Here is a 16222-nt window from a genome sequence, read left to right as displayed (position 1 = left end):
CCGCACCAGCATGGGCGCACCGGCATGGGCCGGCGGCAGGCCCGGCCTGCCCACCCACCGGTCGGCCCGCCGAGGAGCGCCCACGCGTGTCGCCGGTCCGCTGCTCCGGCGTACCCCTGCCTGTCGTGCCGGTCTGAACCGTCCGCCTCGGAGCGGCCCCCCGTGGCCGGCGGCCGTGACGGTGGAAGCGGAACGGCTCGCCGTTCTCGCCCCGCGGCAGGGCACCCCGATCCGCACCCGCACCCGCGTCCGGTGACGGCGGCGCGCAGTTCACGCAGCGCCGTCACCGCCGGGATGCAGGCGCGGGCCGGGCCGGACACCGCCCGCGGCAGACGCGCGACGGCGTCGAGGACGACGACGGTGGAACCGATCGCGGCGAGAACGGTGGCGGAGGCCGTGGGAGGACGGTCCGCCACCGAGCCGTTCGGTCGATTCCGGCCCGGCGCTGTCCGTCATGGCCCTGCGCGCCGCCCGGCACACACCCGCCCGCGGTCGACCTCGCCCGCCCGGGGCCGCCGACCCAGGGGATGACGTCCCCTGGTTGCCCCGCCCGGCGTCGCGCATCGTGGAGGCATGACTACGAACCACCCCACTCACGCACCCGCGACGGCCGCACGCGTCGCCGTCGTCACCGGCGGATCACGCGGCATCGGGCGGGCCGTCGCACACCGGCTCGCCGGGGACGGCCTGGCCGTCGTGGTGAACTACGCCAGTGACGCGACCGCCGCCGAGGAGACGGTGGCGGCGATCACCGCGGCCGGCGGACGGGCGATCTCCGTGCGGGCGGACGTGGCGGACGAGAACGAGGTCGCCGCGCTGTTCGACCGGGCGGAGGCGGAGTTCGGCGGCGTGGACGTCGTCGTGAACTCCGCCGGCCGGCTCGCTCTGTCGCCGATCGCCGACCTCGACCTGGCCGCGTTCGACGCCCTGCACCGCACCAACGTCCGCGGCGCGTTCGTCGTCGCCCAGCAGGCCGCCCGGCGACTGCGTGCGGGCGGCTCGTTCGTGGGGTTCTCGACCTCCGTGGTCGGCACCCAGTTCCCCGGCTACGGCGCCTACGCGGCCGGCAAGGCCGCCGTCGAGGCGATGACGCTGATCCTCGCCCGCGAGCTGCGCGGACGCGACGTCACCGTGAACACGGTCGCCCCCGGGCCCACGGCCACGGATCTGTTCCTCGCCGACAAGACCCCCGAGCAGATCGACCGGCTCGCCAAGGCCCCGCCCTTGGAACGGCTGGGCACCCCGGAGGACATCGCCCGCCTGGTCGCCTTCCTCACCGGCCCCGAAGGGCACTGGGTGAACGGCCAGGTCCTGCGGGCCAACGGGGGCCTGGTCTGACGGCTGCTCCGGCCCCTCGACGGTCACCGGCCCGTCCGCAGGCCCGTCCGCCGGCCCGTCCGCCCGCGCGACGAACCCGCGCGACGAACCGGCTCGACGAAGCCGCGCGACGAACCGGCTCGACGAAGCCGCGCGACGAACCGGCTCGACAAACCCGCGCGACGAACCGGCTCGACGAATCCGCCCGACGAACCGGCCGCCGCGTCAGTCGTTTGCCCCGCTCCGAGTGCACTGCTCCCACCCGTCGCTTTGACTGGCCGCGACGACGGGAGGAAGACTCCGATGGAGCGAGAGCAGGACCTGGACCGAACGGCGCCCACCTCGTCGGCGGCCGTTCGGGAGACCGTCACCCGTGGCGCGGACACGCCGGCCACCCCCGAGGTACCCGGCCCGGCCGCACCCGGTGCGCAAGGCCGCTGGTGGCGGTGGCCGGCCGCGGCCGCGGCCGTGTTCACCCTCGCCCAACTGCTCCTCGTGCCGCCCGGCCTCGGCCTGGGCTGGGACGAGGTCATCTACGTCAGCCAGGTCGGCCACCACGCTCCCACCACCGCCTTCAGCGCGCCCCGCGCCCGTGGCGTCTCGGTGCTGGTGTGGCCGGTGGCGACCCTCACCTCCTCGACCGTCGCGCTGCGCGTCTACCTCGCGGCCGTCTCCGGACTGGCCCTGTTCCTGGCCCTGCGGGCCTGGCGCGGACGGCGTCCCCCGGCGGTGCTGGCACTGGCGGGACTGCTCTTCTCCAGCCTGTGGGTCACCGTCTTCTACGGGCCGCAGGCCATGCCGAACCTGTGGGTCGCGCTCGCCGCCCTCGCGGCGGTCGGCTGCTTCCTGCGCGCCGCGGACGACCCGCACGCGCGCGGACCCCTGTGGGGGCTCGCGGGCTGTGCCGCCGTGACGGCTCTGATGCGGCCCACGGACGCCGTCTGGACGGCGCTGCCCCTGCTGGCCGCACCCGTCCTGGTACGCCGCTGGCGGCGCCCGGCGCTGTTCGGCGCGGTGCTGCTGGGGCTGGCCGCCGGGGCGGCCGAGTGGGTCGTCGAGGCGTACGTGCGCTTCGGCGGCCTGGCCGAGCGGCTGCACCAGGGCAGCGAGTTCCAGGGCGGCCTGGGCTGGCACATCGCCGTCGGCGACCAGCTCCGCTCACTCGCCGGGATCAGCCTGTGCCGCCCCTGCCAGGCCCCCTGGCCGAGCCCCGCCGTCTACCTGTGGTGGCTGGTGCTCCCGGTCGCCGCCGCCGGCGGGGTGACGCTCGCCCTGAGATCCCGCAGCAGGCGCCGCCGCGCCGACACACTGCTGGTCACGGCCTGCGCGGTGACCTCCGCGGTCCCGTACCTGTTCTTCATCGACTACGCGGCGCCCCGCTTCCTGCTGCCCGCCTACGCGCTGTTCGCCCTGCCGGTCGCGGACTGCCTGGTGTGGGTGGTGTTCGCGGCGGCCGGCCCCCGGTGGCGACGGGCGACCGCCTCCCTGGTCGCCCTCGCGTTCCTGGGGCACCTGGCCGTGCAGTACGCCGTCCTGCACCACATCGTCGTCCGCACCGACGCCAACCACCGGGACTGGAAGCGCATCGCCGACGGCCTGCGACAGCTCGGGGTCCGGCCGCCGTGCCTGGTGAACGGCCCCGCGACGATCCCCATCGCCTACTACGGCGGCTGCCTGTCCATCGCCACCACGGGACCCAACGTCAACATCACCACGGCCGGGATCGCGGCTGCCGCCCGCGACCACAACGTCGCCGCCCTCGTCGCCCCGGGCGGCCGCCCGCCCGCCTTCGCCAGGTCCTGGCCCTCCCGCCCGCTGCCCGCCCCCGGCCGGCTCGCCGGCTACCGGGTCTATCTCGCGCCGCGCCCTTAGCGAGCCGCGGCATCCGGCCGGGCACGGTCCGGCACCCCCTCGCCGGAGGTGGTTTCATCCCCGATTGTGATGTTTTGTCGTAATCTGGCTGCGGCACTCGGATCTCTCCGCATGTGACCCCGCCCCCTCCGAGGCGGCCGTCGCCGCGGGAGAAACGCCGGCCGGCCGGCGCATCGGGATCCGGCCCGGCAGCCCGGCAGCCGGGCGGAACAGAGGGCGGTCGATGACGACGATCGGCGTGGAAGAAGAGTTTCTGCTGCTCGACCCGGTCACGGGCCTGCCGGTGCCGCAGGCGGACAAGGTCCGCGTCGCGGCGGGCCTGGGACATCTCGTGGCCGACCAGGAGGTGCAGTACGAACTGCTCCAGGCTCAGGTCGAGGTGGCCACACCGGTGTGCGGCGCGCTGGAGGAGATCGGAGGGCACCTGCTGCGACTGCGGCACGCCGTGGGAGTGGCCGCGGAGGAGCACGGCTGCCGGATCGCGGCCTGCGGGACGCCGCCCGTGCGGCACGGCCGTCCGGTGGCCGTGACCGACCAGGCACGGTACCGGGCCATGGTCACCCAGGCGCCGCAGCTGGTCGCGGAGCAACTGGTCAACGGCATGCACGTGCACGTCGCCGTCCCCGGACGCGAGGAGGGCGTCCAGGTGCTGAACCGCCTCCGCGTCTGGCTGCCGACACTCACGGCCATGTCGGCGAACTCCCCGCTGTGGGACAGCCACGACACCGGCTTCGCGAGCTGGCGCACGGTGATCTTCAGCCGCTGGCCGGTCAGCGGCGTCCCCCCGCACTTCCACGACGTAGCCGACTACGACCAGCGGGTGCAGCGGCTGCTGGAGAGCGGACTGATCTCCGACACCGGTCAGCTGTACTGGCAGGCCCGCCTCTCGGACCGGTATCCCACCCTTGAGGTGCGGTGTCCGGACGTCCAGCTCCGGGTGGACGACGCGGTGATGCTCGCGGGGATCGTCCGCGCCCTGGTGGACACGGCCCTGACGGAGGTGGCCGCCGGAGCTCCCGCCCTCGAGTGCGCCCCCGAACTGCTGCAGGCGAGCATGTGGCACGCCGCCCGCCACGGCCTGGGCGGCACCCTGGTCGACCCGATCGGCCGGCCCCGCCGGGCCGGAGACGTGCTGTACGAACTCCTGCGGTACGTCGCTCCCGCGCTCGACGTGTCCGGTGACACCCGGCAGGTGACCTCCCTGACCCACCGGCTGTTGCAGGACGGCACCGGCGCGGACCGGCAGCGCGCCGCCCTCGCCGAGGGCGGCCTGCGCGCGGTCACCGACCTGATCAGTGCCCAGAGCGGCATGACCTGACCGCGGCCGGTCCGGCGTGCTCACCGTCCCCGTGACCGCGGCGGGGAGAGCCGGGTGACGGACGGCGGTGCGGGCACGGCGGCCGGGACGCGTTCCAGCACGCCGCCCGCGAAGACGTCGTACAGCGGCAGGGTCTCCAGGTGCACGTACCCGATGTGGCAGTCGCAGGAGGCCAGCGGGCACGGCCGGGGACGCAGGGCGGCGCGGTAGGAACCGTCGTAGAGGTTGCCCAGTTCGTCGCGGACGAAGTGGCAGCGGCGCACGGTGCCGGCGCCGTCCACCGAGACGACGGTGTCGCCGGTGCGGCAGGGCAGCCCGGCACTGGCGTGCGGCCGGCGACTGTAGGGGAACAGCGGGTCGAGCGCGGTCCACTCGTCGGCCTCGGCGTCGTGGTAGGTGTGCCCCTCGGCCGCGTTGATCCACAGGTAGACGTGTCCGGGCAGATCGGCGCGCAGCCGGCGCGCCGCCTCCAGGTGTTCGGGCAGCCCCACGACGCCGACGCTGAAACGGACACCGAGGCCGGCGAGTTCGCGGCACTTGGCGAGGAAGCGGTCGTAGGGCGTCTGGCCCGGGTGGTAGGTGCACCACAGGGCGAGGGTGGCGAGGTCGGCCTCGGCGAGCCAGCCGGTGCGGCAGCTGAGGTTGGTCTGGACGGCGACCCGGCGGATGTGCGGCAGGTGGGACAGCTCGGTCAGGGTGCGCCGGTACCAGGAACGCACCAGGCCCTCGCCCCACGGGGTGAACAGCAGGGAGAGGCGGTCGTCGTGCCGGGTGCCCGCCCACCGCGCGAAGCGTTCCAGGGCGGCGCGGTCGGCGCGGAGCTCGGCCGGGGAGTCGCGCCGCTTGGCGAACGGGCAGTAGGGGCAGTCGTAGTCGCAGGAGGCGAGGGGGCCCCGGTACAGGACGGTCAGGTCCATGGCGGCGCGGTCACTTCCTGTCGTAGGCGGCCATGGCGGCCCGGACGGCCGGGGAGAACAGTTCCGGGCCTATGGCGTCGGAGTGGGCGAGGCCCTCCGGGGTCAGGCGCAGGTGGGCGGGACCGGTGTCGGCCAGCCAGCCGCGGTCGGCGAGGCGCTGGAGTTCGGCCCCGAAGTCGTCTGCGGGGGCGCTGCCGAAGCGGGCGCGGTAGTCGGCGGCCGGCAGGCCCTCGGCCTGCAGGAGGGACTGCAGGAGGTGGCGGCGGCGTGCCTCGTGGGCGTCGACGCGGTAGCCGGTCTCCGCGTGGGCGAAGTCCGTCGTGGCGACGTAGGAGTCGATGATGCCGCGGATCTCGTGCATGCCGACCGCGTAGTCGAAGGAGTAGTGCAGCGTGCTGGTGTAGGAGCGGGCGCCGCAGCCCAGTCCGATCATGCCGTCGGTCTGGCAGGCGTAGTCGTCGGCGCCCTGCGGCGGGGCGTCGGCCCGGCGGAACATCCGCATGGACTGCTGGGTGTAGCCGTGAGCGAGCAGGTGGTCGCGGCCCGCGCGGTACAGCCGCAGCCGCTGCTCGTCCCACGCCGGGTCGGGTCCGGGAGCGGTGCGGTGCCGCCCCAGGCCGGTCAGCGGGCGGACGTAGAGCGGGTACAGGTAGAGCTCCTCGGGCCGCCAGGCCAGGGCCGCGTCCAGGGACTGCCGCCAGGTCCGCTCGGTCTGGCCGTCGATGCCGTAGATGAGGTCGATGTTGAGCACCGGGACGGAGGTGTTCCGGATGCGGGCGAGCGCGGCCTCGACGTCGCAGCGGCGCTGCGGGCGTACGGCGGAACGCGCCTCGGAGTCGACGAAGCTCTGCACGCCCAGGCTGAGGCGCGTGGTGCCGCGGTCCGCGAGGACGGCGAGCCGGTCGGCGGTGGCCGTGGCGGGCGAGGCCTCGACGGACAGGGGAACGGCGCGCAGGTCGGCGCCCATCCGCTGCTCGGCGATGTCGCAGAGGCGCTCCAGCTCGGCCGCGGTGAGGAAGGTGGGGGTGCCGCCGCCGAAGGCCGCGGTGGCGAACCGGACGTCGGCCGGGTCGCCGAGGGCCTCGCGCACGGCGTCGGCCTGCCGTGCCAGCGCGTCCAGGTAGGCGCCGGTCAGGCCGTCGGGGGCGCCGATGCGGGTGAAGAGGTTGCAGAAGCCGCAGCGGACCTCGCAGAACGGTATGTGCAGGTAGAGGGAGAGGGCGCGCTTGTCCTCCGCCGCCCACAGGGACCGCAGCGGGGGACGGTCCGGCAACGCGCGGTAGGCGGTCTTGTGCGGGTAGGCGTACACGTAGTGCTGGTACGGGCCGGTGAGCTGTGCGGTGGTCATCGGACGGCCTCGGCGGGGTCGAGGAAGAAGTGGGCGTACGGCACGGTCCACACGGACTCGTGGCCGAGGCGGTGGCCGGTGAAGCCGTCGTCGCCGTAGGCGGTGCCGTGGTCGGAGCAGACGATCGCGAAGCAGCGGCGGCGGGAGCTCGCGGCGGCGAAGAGGCGGTCGATGTGCCGGTCGACGTACTCCAGCGCGGCGGCGTGCGTCTCGCGGGTGTCACCGGCCTCGCGGGTCGCGCCGGGCAGGTGGAACCAGTTCGGCTGGTGCAGGGCGGAGACGTTCACGAAGAGGAACAGCCGCTGCTCGGCGGGCAGTCGGGCGACGACCTGCTCGGCGCGGGCGATCTGGTGCTCGAAGGAGTGGGGCGAGGTGACGCCGAACTCCGGCTCCCAGTGGGACTCCTGGAACAGGCCCGGCAGGACGGAACCGAGCGGGGCCTGCTTGTTGAAGAAGCCCACGCCCCCGATGCACACGGTGTGATAGCCCGCCTCCGCCAGTCCGGAGACCAGGTCCGGGGTGTCGTGGACGAAGGTGCGGGCGGCGGTGGTCTCGCTGCCGGCGAAGCGCGCCGCGAACAGCCGGGGATGCGGTCCTGGCGTCGCCGGGGTCGGCAGGAATCCGGCGAACATCGCCTGGTGGGAGGCGTAGGTGAAGCTGCCCGGCGCGTGCCGCTGCTGCCAGGCGCCGCCGGGGAGACGGCGGGCGAGGCGCGGGATACGGCCCTCGGCGGCCAGCTCGGCGGCCACGTCGTAGCGGAGCGTGTCCAGCGTGACGAGGAGGATGTCGTGGCGGCCGACGACCTCGTTCATGTCGGGCTCATCGGGTACGGGCACGCGGTGTTCCTGTTCTGTGCGGGTGGAGCGGGTGGAGCGGGTGGAGCGGGTGGAGAGGGGGAGCGGGTGGAGCGGAGCGTGCGGGTCGTGCGGATCGTGCGGTCATGCCGGTCGAGCGGGCCGGAGTGCGGGCGGGGCGGCCCGGGCGGCGGGTCGGTCCGGGCGTGCGCGCGCAGGGCGGCCGTCACCTGCGCGGCATACGTGTCCAGGCCTTCGGCGCCGCTGCCGGGCAGGCCGGTCAGCCGGGGCAGCAGGTCCCCGAAGGCGTTGACCTCGCCGACGGACGCTCTGCGCCAGCCGACCGCCGGCAGCAGGTCCACGCCGACGCACAGGGTGCGCGGGAAGCAGGCCGCGGCCCGCTCGCACACCTCCAGCACGTCGGCCCAGCGGGCGCCCGCCGCCTCGACGGCCTGCCGGGCCGCGTCCAGGTCGCCGCGGCTGCCGCCGAGATGGAGGTTGGTCAGCGGGGTGCGGCTGGTGCGGACGACGGCGTGGGTGGCCCGGCCGGCCACCACGACCACCCGCAGGTCGGTGACGCGACCGTGCAACGAGGCCTTCGGCAGCCAGCGTTCGAGGTGCAGCCCGTCGGGCGCGAGCGCGTCGACGATGCCGGCGATGTCCGCTTCGCGCTCGTAGCGGCGCACCTTCAGCGAGTTGTGCAGCCGGCCGTCGGCGGCGATCTCCACCGAGGTGGTGGCCCTGATCCGGCCGCCGCCGCCCGTCTCGACGGCGAGGACCCCGGACGCGGACGACCCGTGGGCGGGCTTGACGAACAGCCGGGGCATGCGGTGCTCGCGCATCAGCGCGCGTACGTCGTCCCAGCCGCGCACCCGGGCGCCGTGCGGGCCGGACGTGGGCGAGGCCGGGACGGGAACCCCGGCCGCGCGCAGTACGCCGTGGCAGCGGCGCTTGTCGAACAGCACGGCCAGGTCGTCGGCGTCGTCCAGCCGGATGCCGCCGCGCAGCGTGCGCAGCGCGGCGGTGAACCCGGCGTACCAGCGGGCCGAGCCCTCGACCCGGGTGGCGTCCGAGGTGCCCCTGAGCAGCCGGTCGACGTCGGCGTTCTCGCCGGGGGAGTCGATGCGGACGATCTCCTCGGCGGCGAAGTCCGCACCCCCGTCGCGCAGGACGCCTGCCCAGGGCACGACACGCGGGCCGGGCAGACCCGCCGCGCGCACCGCGTCGGCGAACAGGGCCACCCGGCGGTTCTCGGGGTTGCCGACCACGGCGAAGCGCGGCCGGGTGCCGGAGGGCGTGCTCACTCGCCCACGGCGACGTAGCGCCAGACCGTGCCGTCGTCCTCGGTGTCCTCCTCGGCGTCGTCGCGGCTGAGATCGACCTCCACGCCCGCCGGTTCCAGCGTCTTGAGGACGCGGTCCACGAAGGACTCGCTCAGGTAGTGATGGTGGAGGTCCAGCTTCTTCAGATGGGTGAGCGGCTGACCCCCGAGCAGCGCGCCGGCTCCCTCGTCGGTCAGCACGCCCATGGACAGGTCCAGCACCTCCAACTGCGCGACGACGGGCGCGGAGGCGAGCGCCGCGGCCACGGCGTCCTGCATCTCGCTGTTGCGCAGGGCCAGATGACGCAGCCGCGGCAGCCGGGTGCCGGACAGGATGGGCTCCAGGTCGGAGACCTCGCTGTCGCCGCCGTAGTCGGGGGTGCCGAGCCACAGGTCGAGGTGTTCCAGCGCGGGCAGGTCGCAGGCGCCGATCCCGCGCACCACATGGCCGGGCAACCCGCCCGCCTGCACGACGAGTTCGCGCAGTGCCTGGTGGCGCACGCCGTCGAACCGCAGGTTCGACCCGCCGCGCACCCCGAACACCTCCAGCGCCGGGAAGCCGGTCAGCAGGGGAGTGACGTCGGTCTGGGTGATCCAGGAGATCTCGCACTCCTCCATCACGATGTCGCCGAAGAACAGCGCACGCAGCGCGGGGAAGCGGTCCCGCGCGGCCAGCAGGGCCGACACGACGGCGGAGGGCGCGGTGTCGTAGGCCTCCTGCCAGGCGCCCACGATCAGGGCCCGCACCCGGGTGGTGTCGACGGCGGCGCAGAAACGCGCGAAGGCGTCGGTCCACTGCTCGTCGGAGTCGTACACGTCGCTGGTGATCCGCCAGGCGACGGCGTCCGCGTCGGGCAGGTTCGCGGCCTTCGCGTCCGGACCCGGGAACGTGTGGGCGGGCAGCCGGTACAACGCGTCGAGATGGCTGTGGATGGTCATGCGGCTGCTCCTGGGACGAGGAAGGGCCTGGCTCGTGATGTCGGCAGTTCTACCAACAGGCACTGACAACGCCCGTCGCCGGGGCGGGACCGGGGGCGTTGTCAGTGCCGGCCTCTACGGTCCTGTTCATGAGGCCGGTGCGCGGTGCACCCGGCGGTGGGGGGAGAGCCATGTACCGGCAGGGAGACGTGCTGATCGTGCCCGTGACGGAGGAAGCGGTCCCGGCGCACGTGGCACACGCGCCCAGGGAACAGCGGGACGGACGGGGCCGGCTGGTGCTGGCGCTGGGCGAGGTCACCGGGCACGCCCACGCGGTCGTCGGGCCGGGCGAGCTGGTGCGGGAGCCGGGCCCCCTCGGACCGCTGCTGCTGCACCTGCCCCAGGGCGGCCGGGTGGTGCACGAGGAACACGCGGTGATCCCGCTGCCGAAGGGGTGGTACCGGGTGATCAGGCAGCGGGAGTACGTGCCCGGGTCCGTCCGGATCGTCGCCGACTGAACGGCGGACGAAGGACGACGGGACGACGGGATGACGGACGGAAACTTGATGGAGAGTCACATGGACACCACAGGCACCGCGGCGGGCACCGACGGGACGGGCACCGACCGGGCGGCGGCGCGTGACACCGCAGACGGTCTCGACGCGTGGCGGGCGTGTGCGTGGGCGACCGGCCCCGCCGACCGGGCGGCCGCCGAGGAGGGCGTCCGGCGGGCGTACCGGCGAGCGGGGCTCGCGGAACCGGAGCAGGTGGTGTGGGCCGGCTCCCCGCGCGCGGCCACAGCGCTGATACGGCAGCTCACCGACCGCGGACCCAGTGTGCGCGAGGCGGTGCGCACCGCACCCTGGGCGCTGGAGAGACGCCGGCTGCACGCCGAGCTGGGAGCGGCGGGCTGGTCGGCGCACTGGGCGGCGACAGGGGGACGGCTGTGGGCGTCCGTCCAGGCCCTCGTGGACCGGATCACCGCCGGGCTGCTCGAGGAACTCGTGGGCCGCGACACGGGCAAGGAGGCCGCGGAGGTCCGGCTGCTCCTCCTGGACGCCGTCCTCGGACAGCACGACGCGCCGTGGCTCGCCGCGTTCCCGGCCGACGGCGGCCCGCTCGGCGCGCTGGCCGAGGTGAGCCGCAGCGCCGGCTGGTGGTGGCCGTACGGCCGCGTGGCGGTGGTGTCCGAACGGCCCGTGGCCCTGCACCGCGACGAGGCCGGCCGGCTCGACTGCGGGAGTGGGCCGGCGCTCGCCTACCCCGACGGGTTCGCCCTGCACGCCTGGCGCGGCATGCCTGTGCCGCCCGCCTTCGTCGCGGAACTGCCCTCCCTGACACCGGAACGCATCCGCTCCGAGGAGAACGCGGAGCTGCGCCGGGTGATGCTGGAGTACTACGGCTACGACCGCTACCTCGCTGACTCGGGGGCCCGGCCCGTGCACCAGGACCGAACGGGCACCCTGTGGCGGATCGACCTGCCCGACGACGAACCCGTGGTGATGGTCGAGGTGCTCAACTCCACGCCGGAACCGGACGGCACCCGGCGCACCTACTGGCTCCGGGTACCCCCCTCGACCCGGACCGCCAAGGCGGGCGTCGCCTGGACGTTCGGCGTGCCGGCCGCCGAGTACGCGCCGGTGCGGGAGACCTGACCCGGGCCGGTCGCGGAGCCGGGCCGGAGAGGCACCGCCGTCGTACCCCGGACAAAGCCGTCGCGGGCCTGACCCGGTGTTTTACAGTGACCTCAATTGACCTGTTGGCGACCCAGTGACCTGTGGGGGACACGCGAACCATGCCGACCGAAACGTTGGAGTTCCAGGTAGAGGCCCGTCAGCTGCTCCAGCTGATGATCCACTCGGTCTACTCGAACAAGGACGTCTTCCTGCGCGAGCTCGTCTCCAACGCCTCCGACGCGCTCGACAAACTGCGCCTGGCCGCACTGCGCGACGACAGCCTCGAGGCCGACACGTCCGACCTGCACATCGACATCGAGGTCGACGACGACGCCCGTACGCTCACCGTGCGGGACAACGGCATCGGGATGTCGTACGACGAGGTCGGCAAGCTGATCGGCACCATCGCCAACTCCGGCACGGCCGCCTTCCTCAAGGAGCTGAAGGAGGCGCAGGACGCGGCCGGGGCCGAGGGGCTCATCGGCCAGTTCGGCGTCGGCTTCTACTCCGGCTTCATGGTGGCCGACGAGATGACCCTGGTGACCCGGCGGGCGGGGGAGAGCGGCGGCACCCGCTGGTCGTCGCGCGGCGAGGGGACGTACACCCTGGAGACGGTCGCCGACGCGCCGCAGGGGACCGCCGTCACGCTCCACCTCAAGCCCGCCGACCCCGAGAACAACCTGCACGACTACACCTCCGCCTGGAAGATCAGGGAGATCGTCAAGCGGTACTCCGACTTCATCACCTGGCCGGTCCGGCTCGTGCCCAAGCCCGGCGACGGCGAGGACACGCCCGAGCCCGAGACGCTGAACTCGATGAAGGCGCTGTGGGCGCGCCCGCGCGAGGAGGTCTCCGACGACGAGTACCACGTCCTGTACAAGCACGTCAGCCACGACTGGCGCGACCCCCTGGAGACCGTCCGCCTCCAGGCCGAGGGCACCTTCGAGTACCAGGCCCTGCTGTTCCTGCCGGAACACGCCCCCGCCGACCTGTTCACCCGGGACTTCCGGCGCGGTCTGCAGCTGTACGTCAAGCGCGTGCTGATCATGGACGACTGCGAGGCGCTGCTGCCGTCCTACCTCCGCTTCGTCAAGGGCGTCGTGGACGCGCAGGACCTCTCGCTCAACGTCTCCCGCGAGATCCTCCAGCAGGACCGGCACATCCGGATGATCCAGCGCCGGCTGACCAAGAAGGTCCTCTCCTCGGTCAAGGAGATGCGGGCCAAGGACCCGGACAAGTACGCCACGTTCTGGCGGGAGTTCGGCGCCGTGCTGAAGGAGGGCCTGCTCAGCGACCCCGACAACCGGGACGCCCTGCTCGCCGTCGCGTCCTTCGCCAGCACGCACTCCGAGGACGAGCCGACCACGCTGCAGAGTTACGTGGAGCGGATGAAGGACGGCCAGGACGACATCTACTACATGACCGGCGAGTCCCGGCGGAGCATCGAGAACTCGCCGCACATGGAGGCGTTCCAGGCCCGCGGCATCGAGGTCCTGCTGCTCACCGACCCCGTGGACGAGGTCTGGGTGGACGCCGTGGGCGAGTTCGAGGGCAAGCGGCTGCGGTCCGTCGCCAAGGGCGAGACCGGCCTGGACGCCGTGCCGGACGACCGGGCCGACGACGGCGAGAAGGAGAAGCAGGCCGAGGAGTACGCCGGTCTGCTCGGCTGGATGAAGGAGCAGCTGGCGGAGGACCTGAAGGACGTCCGCCTGTCGACCCGGCTCACCGTCTCCCCGGCCTGCGTCGTCTCCGACACCCACGACCTCACCCCGGCGCTGGAGAACATGTACCGGGCGATGGGCCAGGAGGTCCCGACCGCCAAGCGCATCCTCGAACTCAACCCCGGCCATCCGCTGGTGCGGCACCTGAACGAGGCCTACCAGGAACGCGACGACCGCTCCGGACTCGTCGAGACGGCCGCCCTGCTGCGCGACCTGGCGGTGCTGGCGGAGGGCGGCCAGCCGAAGGAGCCGGCACGGTTCGTGAAGGCGGTGGCTGAGCGGTTGGAGCGGACGCTGTAGCCCCGCCGGGCGGGGTCCCCGGCTCGCGGACCCCCGGCGCGCCCGTTCCGCCCTCCCGGACGCCGGTCGCGGTGTCCGGGAGGGCGGGGCCTTCCGGGTCAGTCGCCCGCGCGCAGGAACCGCCGCTGGTGACCACGGGCCCGGCGTACGGTGCCGGGGCCGCTCCCCATGAGCCGCCGGTCCCGGCGGACCAGCACCGCCGTACCGCTCGCGACGATCATGACGGCGACGACGAGAGGCGTGAGGAAGAAGACCATCGACTGCTCCTGTGGACCGGGCCGGTGCTGGGTGTGCCGGGGGCCCCGCGTTGCGCTCTGGTGGCCGGCGCCGGGCGCTGTTGCCAGTGCCCGGCACCGCAATCTCCCCCTGTTTCTGCCGACCACCATCTTCGACGTGGCATGCTCACAGCGCATTGCCGTGTCCCGGCAATCTTGACGGCTCGTTGATGCCGGACGCCGACTCCGCCTCCCGCCGGGACCGCGGTGCCGGGACGGCGCGGGCGGCCTGCGATGATCTCCCGCAGCGAGGCCTCGGGCGTCGCGGCGGGTTCGTCAGGCCTGCCCGGCCCGCGCCGGACATGCGCCGGCTGCGCGTGATGGACACGCGTCAAGAGCACAGGAGGAACCGGTGACAGGGCGGGAGATCCCGGACGAGTACGTGGCGGGCTACGACCGGACGGTGGCCGACGCGTCCGCGACGGGACGCCGCCTCACGCGGGACGAACTGGAGGCGCTGCGCACCCGGGGAGAGGCCGCCGCCGAGGCGGGCTTCGGGCTGCGGGCCCTCGTCCGCCGGCACCTGTCCGTGACCCGTGAGCGGTGGCCCGCCCTGTCCGCCGCGGACGGGCACGCGGTGCTCGCCGCCGTCGAGCAGGCGATCGACGCCCTCGCCGAGGGGCACGAGCGGGCTCAGCGGCTCGCCGTGCGGCAGGAGGAGGCCATGCGCCGGGAGTTCGTCGACGACCTGCTCTACGGCCGCAGCGACCTGGGCCGCCTGGCCGAACGCGCCGAACGCTTCGGGCTGCTCCTCGCGCGTGCCCACGCCGTCGCCGTGGCCCAGGGCGGGGAGCCGGTGGAGGACACCCACCCGGCCACCCGGCAGGTCGAGAGTGCCGTGATCGGCCGGTTCGGCGAACGGCGCATCCTGCTCACCACGAAGGACGGACGGCTGGTCTGCATCGCCCCCGGGGACCAGGACGACGTCCTGACCTTCTTCGCCGAGCAGGCCCTCACGGCCACCGGAGGCGGCCGGGTCGCCATCGGGCGCGCCCACCCGGGAGCCGGAGGAGTCGTGCACTCCTACGAAGAGGCGCTCAACGCCCTGGAGTTGGCCGACAGGCTGCACCTGCGGGAACCGGTGCTGCGCCACGCCGACCTCCTCGTCTACCCGGTGCTGACCCGTGACCGGCAGGCCATGGTCGACCTGGTCGACAACACCCTCGGCCCGCTGCGGACGGCACGCGGCGGCGCCGGGCCGCTCGTCGACACGCTGACCGCCTACTTCGACGCGGGCTGCGTAGCGGCGGAGGCGGCCCGCCGGCTCAACCTGAGCGTGCGCGCCCTCACCTACCGTCTGGCCCGCATCCACAAGCTCACCGGCGCCGACCCGGCCGACCCCGTGCACCGCTACACCCTGCAGACGGCGGTGATCGGCGCCCGGCTCCTGGGCTGGCCGGACGACGAGGGGTGACGGCCCCGGCACCCGCCCGCCCGGCGACGACCCGAACGGTGAGCGTCATGAGAGGTGTGGAGGCGTCGCGGGCGGGTACACGCAGCGAGCGGCAGGGGAGCGCGGCGCAACGCCTGGGGAGGTCGGCGCCGCTTCCCCTGCTCCATGCGCACGCCGTGAAGGCAGGGCGGCTTACCGTCGGAGGAGGCGCGTGACCATCGCGTCGACCAGGGCCTCGAACCGGTCCTGTGCGAGGAGTTCCGGGACGGTCAGCTCGTCCACGATCAGCCCCGGCATCGCCGGGTAGAGCCTGACCACCCCGGTGCGGTCGCCGGGCAGGCCGCTGCCCAGGTGGAAGTCGATGTCGGCGTCGAGTCCGGCTGTGAGGAATCGCGCCCGCCACGCAGGGTCGGACACCGGTGCCGGCCGTGGCTGTTGTGTCGGCCACCCGCCGAGTGCGGGCAGCTTCAGCCGTAGGAGCCCGGCCAGCCCCTTCGCCGGTGCGGCGGCAGTGGTACGCGCGGAGTCGGCTCCTCGGAAGACACCGACGCCTCGGAGGACACGGACGCCGGGTGATCCGTGGCGGGTTCTCACGCTTGACGGTTTGACGGTGTGTTGCCGGGAAACACGTCCGGCGAACCGACAGCAAGGAGACATTCTGCTATGGGCATCATCGCGTGGATAGTCATCGGCCTGCTCGCGGGCGCCATCGCCAAGGCGCTCATGCCGGGCAAGGACCCGGGCGGAATCATCATCACCATGCTCATCGGAATCGCCGGAGGACTTCTCGGCGGATTCCTCGGCAAGGTGATATTCGGCGTCGACTCGATCGACGGCTTCTTCGACCTGTCCACCTGGATCGCGGCCATCGTCGGCTCCGTCATCCTGCTCGCGCTGTACCGGCTGTTCACCGGCCGGGGGCACGGTCGCGGACGTCATCACGTCCACGCGTAACAGGCGTGAGCCGCCGGGTCGCCCTGGCTGAACGCACGGCAGGAGAAGGCGCGTTCGACGAGCGCCCCCGTCCACCCGGACGGGGGCGCTCGTGCCGC

The 16222-nt window shown here is 73.7% G+C and carries 15 protein-coding genes; 8 read left to right on the top strand and 7 right to left on the bottom strand.

Annotated features, from left to right (window positions below; translation table 11 throughout):
- Window positions 1-573: 573 nt before the first annotated feature.
- The 3 genes from VKA29_RS32055 to VKA29_RS32045 all read left to right on the top strand — a co-directional run bounded on the left by VKA29_RS32055 (window position 574) and on the right by VKA29_RS32045 (window position 4507).
- Complete coding sequence (locus tag VKA29_RS32055) at window positions 574-1338, top strand: SDR family oxidoreductase (RefSeq protein ID WP_324789527.1); 765 nt, start codon at window positions 574-576, stop codon at window positions 1336-1338.
- A gap of 282 nt (window positions 1339-1620) precedes the next feature.
- Window positions 1621-3189, top strand: a complete 1569-nt coding sequence (locus VKA29_RS32050) for a hypothetical protein (RefSeq protein ID WP_324789526.1) — start codon at window positions 1621-1623, stop codon at window positions 3187-3189.
- A gap of 223 nt (window positions 3190-3412) precedes the next feature.
- Window positions 3413-4507, top strand: coding sequence for a glutamate--cysteine ligase (locus VKA29_RS32045; protein WP_324789525.1), 1095 nt, complete (start codon window positions 3413-3415; stop codon window positions 4505-4507).
- A gap of 20 nt (window positions 4508-4527) precedes the next feature.
- Here VKA29_RS32045 and VKA29_RS32040 read toward each other — a convergent pair whose 3' ends face one another.
- The 5 genes from VKA29_RS32040 to VKA29_RS32020 are packed head-to-tail and all read right to left on the bottom strand — an operon-like array spanning window position 4528 to window position 9826.
- Window positions 4528-5424, bottom strand: a complete 897-nt coding sequence (locus VKA29_RS32040; RefSeq protein WP_324789524.1) for an STM4011 family radical SAM protein — start codon at window positions 5422-5424, stop codon at window positions 4528-4530.
- A gap of 10 nt (window positions 5425-5434) precedes the next feature.
- Window positions 5435-6772, bottom strand: coding sequence for an STM4012 family radical SAM protein (locus tag VKA29_RS32035; RefSeq protein WP_324789523.1), 1338 nt, complete (start codon window positions 6770-6772; stop codon window positions 5435-5437).
- Window positions 6769-7584: an STM4013/SEN3800 family hydrolase gene (locus VKA29_RS32030; protein WP_324789633.1), complete on the bottom strand. Its 816-nt coding sequence runs from the start codon at window positions 7582-7584 to the stop codon at window positions 6769-6771. The genes VKA29_RS32035 and VKA29_RS32030 overlap by 4 nt, the downstream gene beginning before the upstream one ends.
- Window positions 7581-8870 carry an STM4014 family protein gene (locus VKA29_RS32025; RefSeq protein WP_324789522.1) on the bottom strand — a complete coding sequence of 430 codons (1290 nt, stop codon included), beginning with the start codon at window positions 8868-8870 and terminating at the stop codon, window positions 7581-7583. Before VKA29_RS32025 ends, VKA29_RS32030 begins: the two co-directional genes overlap by 4 nt.
- Entirely contained in the window at window positions 8867-9826 is a 960-nt protein-coding gene (locus tag VKA29_RS32020; protein ID WP_324789521.1) for an STM4015 family protein, read from the bottom strand. Before VKA29_RS32020 ends, VKA29_RS32025 begins: the two co-directional genes overlap by 4 nt.
- A 170-nt stretch (window positions 9827-9996) precedes the next feature.
- On the opposite strand from VKA29_RS32020, the gene VKA29_RS32015 reads away from it, so the two are divergent.
- From VKA29_RS32015 to htpG, 3 genes are all read left to right on the top strand, one after another.
- Window positions 9997-10323, top strand: coding sequence for a hypothetical protein (locus tag VKA29_RS32015; protein WP_324789520.1), 327 nt, complete (start codon window positions 9997-9999; stop codon window positions 10321-10323).
- Window positions 10324-10383: 60 nt separating this feature from the next.
- Window positions 10384-11460 carry a DUF6745 domain-containing protein gene (locus VKA29_RS32010; RefSeq protein ID WP_324789519.1) on the top strand — a complete coding sequence of 359 codons (1077 nt, stop codon included), beginning with the start codon at window positions 10384-10386 and terminating at the stop codon, window positions 11458-11460.
- Between the two features lie 140 nt (window positions 11461-11600).
- The gene (gene htpG, locus VKA29_RS32005; protein WP_324789518.1) at window positions 11601-13502 is read left to right on the top strand and encodes a molecular chaperone HtpG; all 1902 of its coding nucleotides are present in this window, start codon (window positions 11601-11603) and stop codon (window positions 13500-13502) included.
- 98 nt (window positions 13503-13600) lie between these two features.
- On the opposite strand, the gene VKA29_RS32000 is transcribed toward htpG, so the two are convergent.
- Complete coding sequence (locus VKA29_RS32000; RefSeq protein ID WP_324789517.1) at window positions 13601-13759, bottom strand: hypothetical protein; 159 nt, start codon at window positions 13757-13759, stop codon at window positions 13601-13603.
- A gap of 370 nt (window positions 13760-14129) precedes the next feature.
- Between VKA29_RS32000 and VKA29_RS31995 the strand changes: the two genes are divergently transcribed.
- On the top strand, window positions 14130-15191 hold the full coding sequence (locus VKA29_RS31995) for a PucR family transcriptional regulator (RefSeq protein WP_324789516.1): 1062 nt from the start codon (window positions 14130-14132) through the stop codon (window positions 15189-15191).
- Between the two features lie 171 nt (window positions 15192-15362).
- On the opposite strand, the gene VKA29_RS31990 is transcribed toward VKA29_RS31995, so the two are convergent.
- Entirely contained in the window at window positions 15363-15587 is a 225-nt protein-coding gene (locus VKA29_RS31990) for a hypothetical protein (RefSeq protein WP_324789515.1), read from the bottom strand.
- 246 nt (window positions 15588-15833) lie between these two features.
- Here VKA29_RS31990 and VKA29_RS31985 point away from each other — a divergent pair, with 246 nt between their 5' ends.
- Complete coding sequence (locus VKA29_RS31985; RefSeq protein ID WP_324789514.1) at window positions 15834-16124, top strand: GlsB/YeaQ/YmgE family stress response membrane protein; 291 nt, start codon at window positions 15834-15836, stop codon at window positions 16122-16124.
- The last annotated feature ends 98 nt before the right edge of the window (window positions 16125-16222 follow it).

Origin of the sequence: Streptomyces sp. H51, assembly GCF_035656535.1 — a bacterium.
Lineage (GTDB): Bacteria > Actinomycetota > Actinomycetes > Streptomycetales > Streptomycetaceae > Streptomyces.
The sequence above is the reverse complement of the archived record's forward strand: the minus strand, read 5'-3'. Positions and strand labels throughout refer to the sequence as shown.

Excerpts from the sequence above, each read along its gene's own strand:
- VKA29_RS32040 (WP_324789524.1), bottom strand. The coding sequence starts at position 5,424 with ATGGACCTGACCGTCCTGTACCGGGGCCCCCTCGCCTCCTGCGACTAC.
- VKA29_RS32000 (WP_324789517.1), bottom strand. The coding sequence starts at position 13,759 with ATGGTCTTCTTCCTCACGCCTCTCGTCGTCGCCGTCATGATCGTCGCG.
- VKA29_RS32010 (WP_324789519.1), top strand. The coding sequence starts at position 10,384 with ATGGACACCACAGGCACCGCGGCGGGCACCGACGGGACGGGCACCGAC.
- VKA29_RS32015 (WP_324789520.1), top strand. The coding sequence starts at position 9,997 with ATGTACCGGCAGGGAGACGTGCTGATCGTGCCCGTGACGGAGGAAGCG.
- VKA29_RS32045 (WP_324789525.1), top strand. The coding sequence starts at position 3,413 with ATGACGACGATCGGCGTGGAAGAAGAGTTTCTGCTGCTCGACCCGGTC.
- VKA29_RS32020 (WP_324789521.1), bottom strand. The coding sequence starts at position 9,826 with ATGACCATCCACAGCCATCTCGACGCGTTGTACCGGCTGCCCGCCCAC.
- VKA29_RS31985 (WP_324789514.1), top strand. The coding sequence starts at position 15,834 with ATGGGCATCATCGCGTGGATAGTCATCGGCCTGCTCGCGGGCGCCATC.
- VKA29_RS32055 (WP_324789527.1), top strand. The coding sequence starts at position 574 with ATGACTACGAACCACCCCACTCACGCACCCGCGACGGCCGCACGCGTC.
- VKA29_RS32035 (WP_324789523.1), bottom strand. The coding sequence starts at position 6,772 with ATGACCACCGCACAGCTCACCGGCCCGTACCAGCACTACGTGTACGCC.
- VKA29_RS32050 (WP_324789526.1), top strand. The coding sequence starts at position 1,621 with ATGGAGCGAGAGCAGGACCTGGACCGAACGGCGCCCACCTCGTCGGCG.
- VKA29_RS32030 (WP_324789633.1), bottom strand. The coding sequence starts at position 7,584 with ATGAACGAGGTCGTCGGCCGCCACGACATCCTCCTCGTCACGCTGGAC.
- htpG (WP_324789518.1), top strand. The coding sequence starts at position 11,601 with ATGCCGACCGAAACGTTGGAGTTCCAGGTAGAGGCCCGTCAGCTGCTC.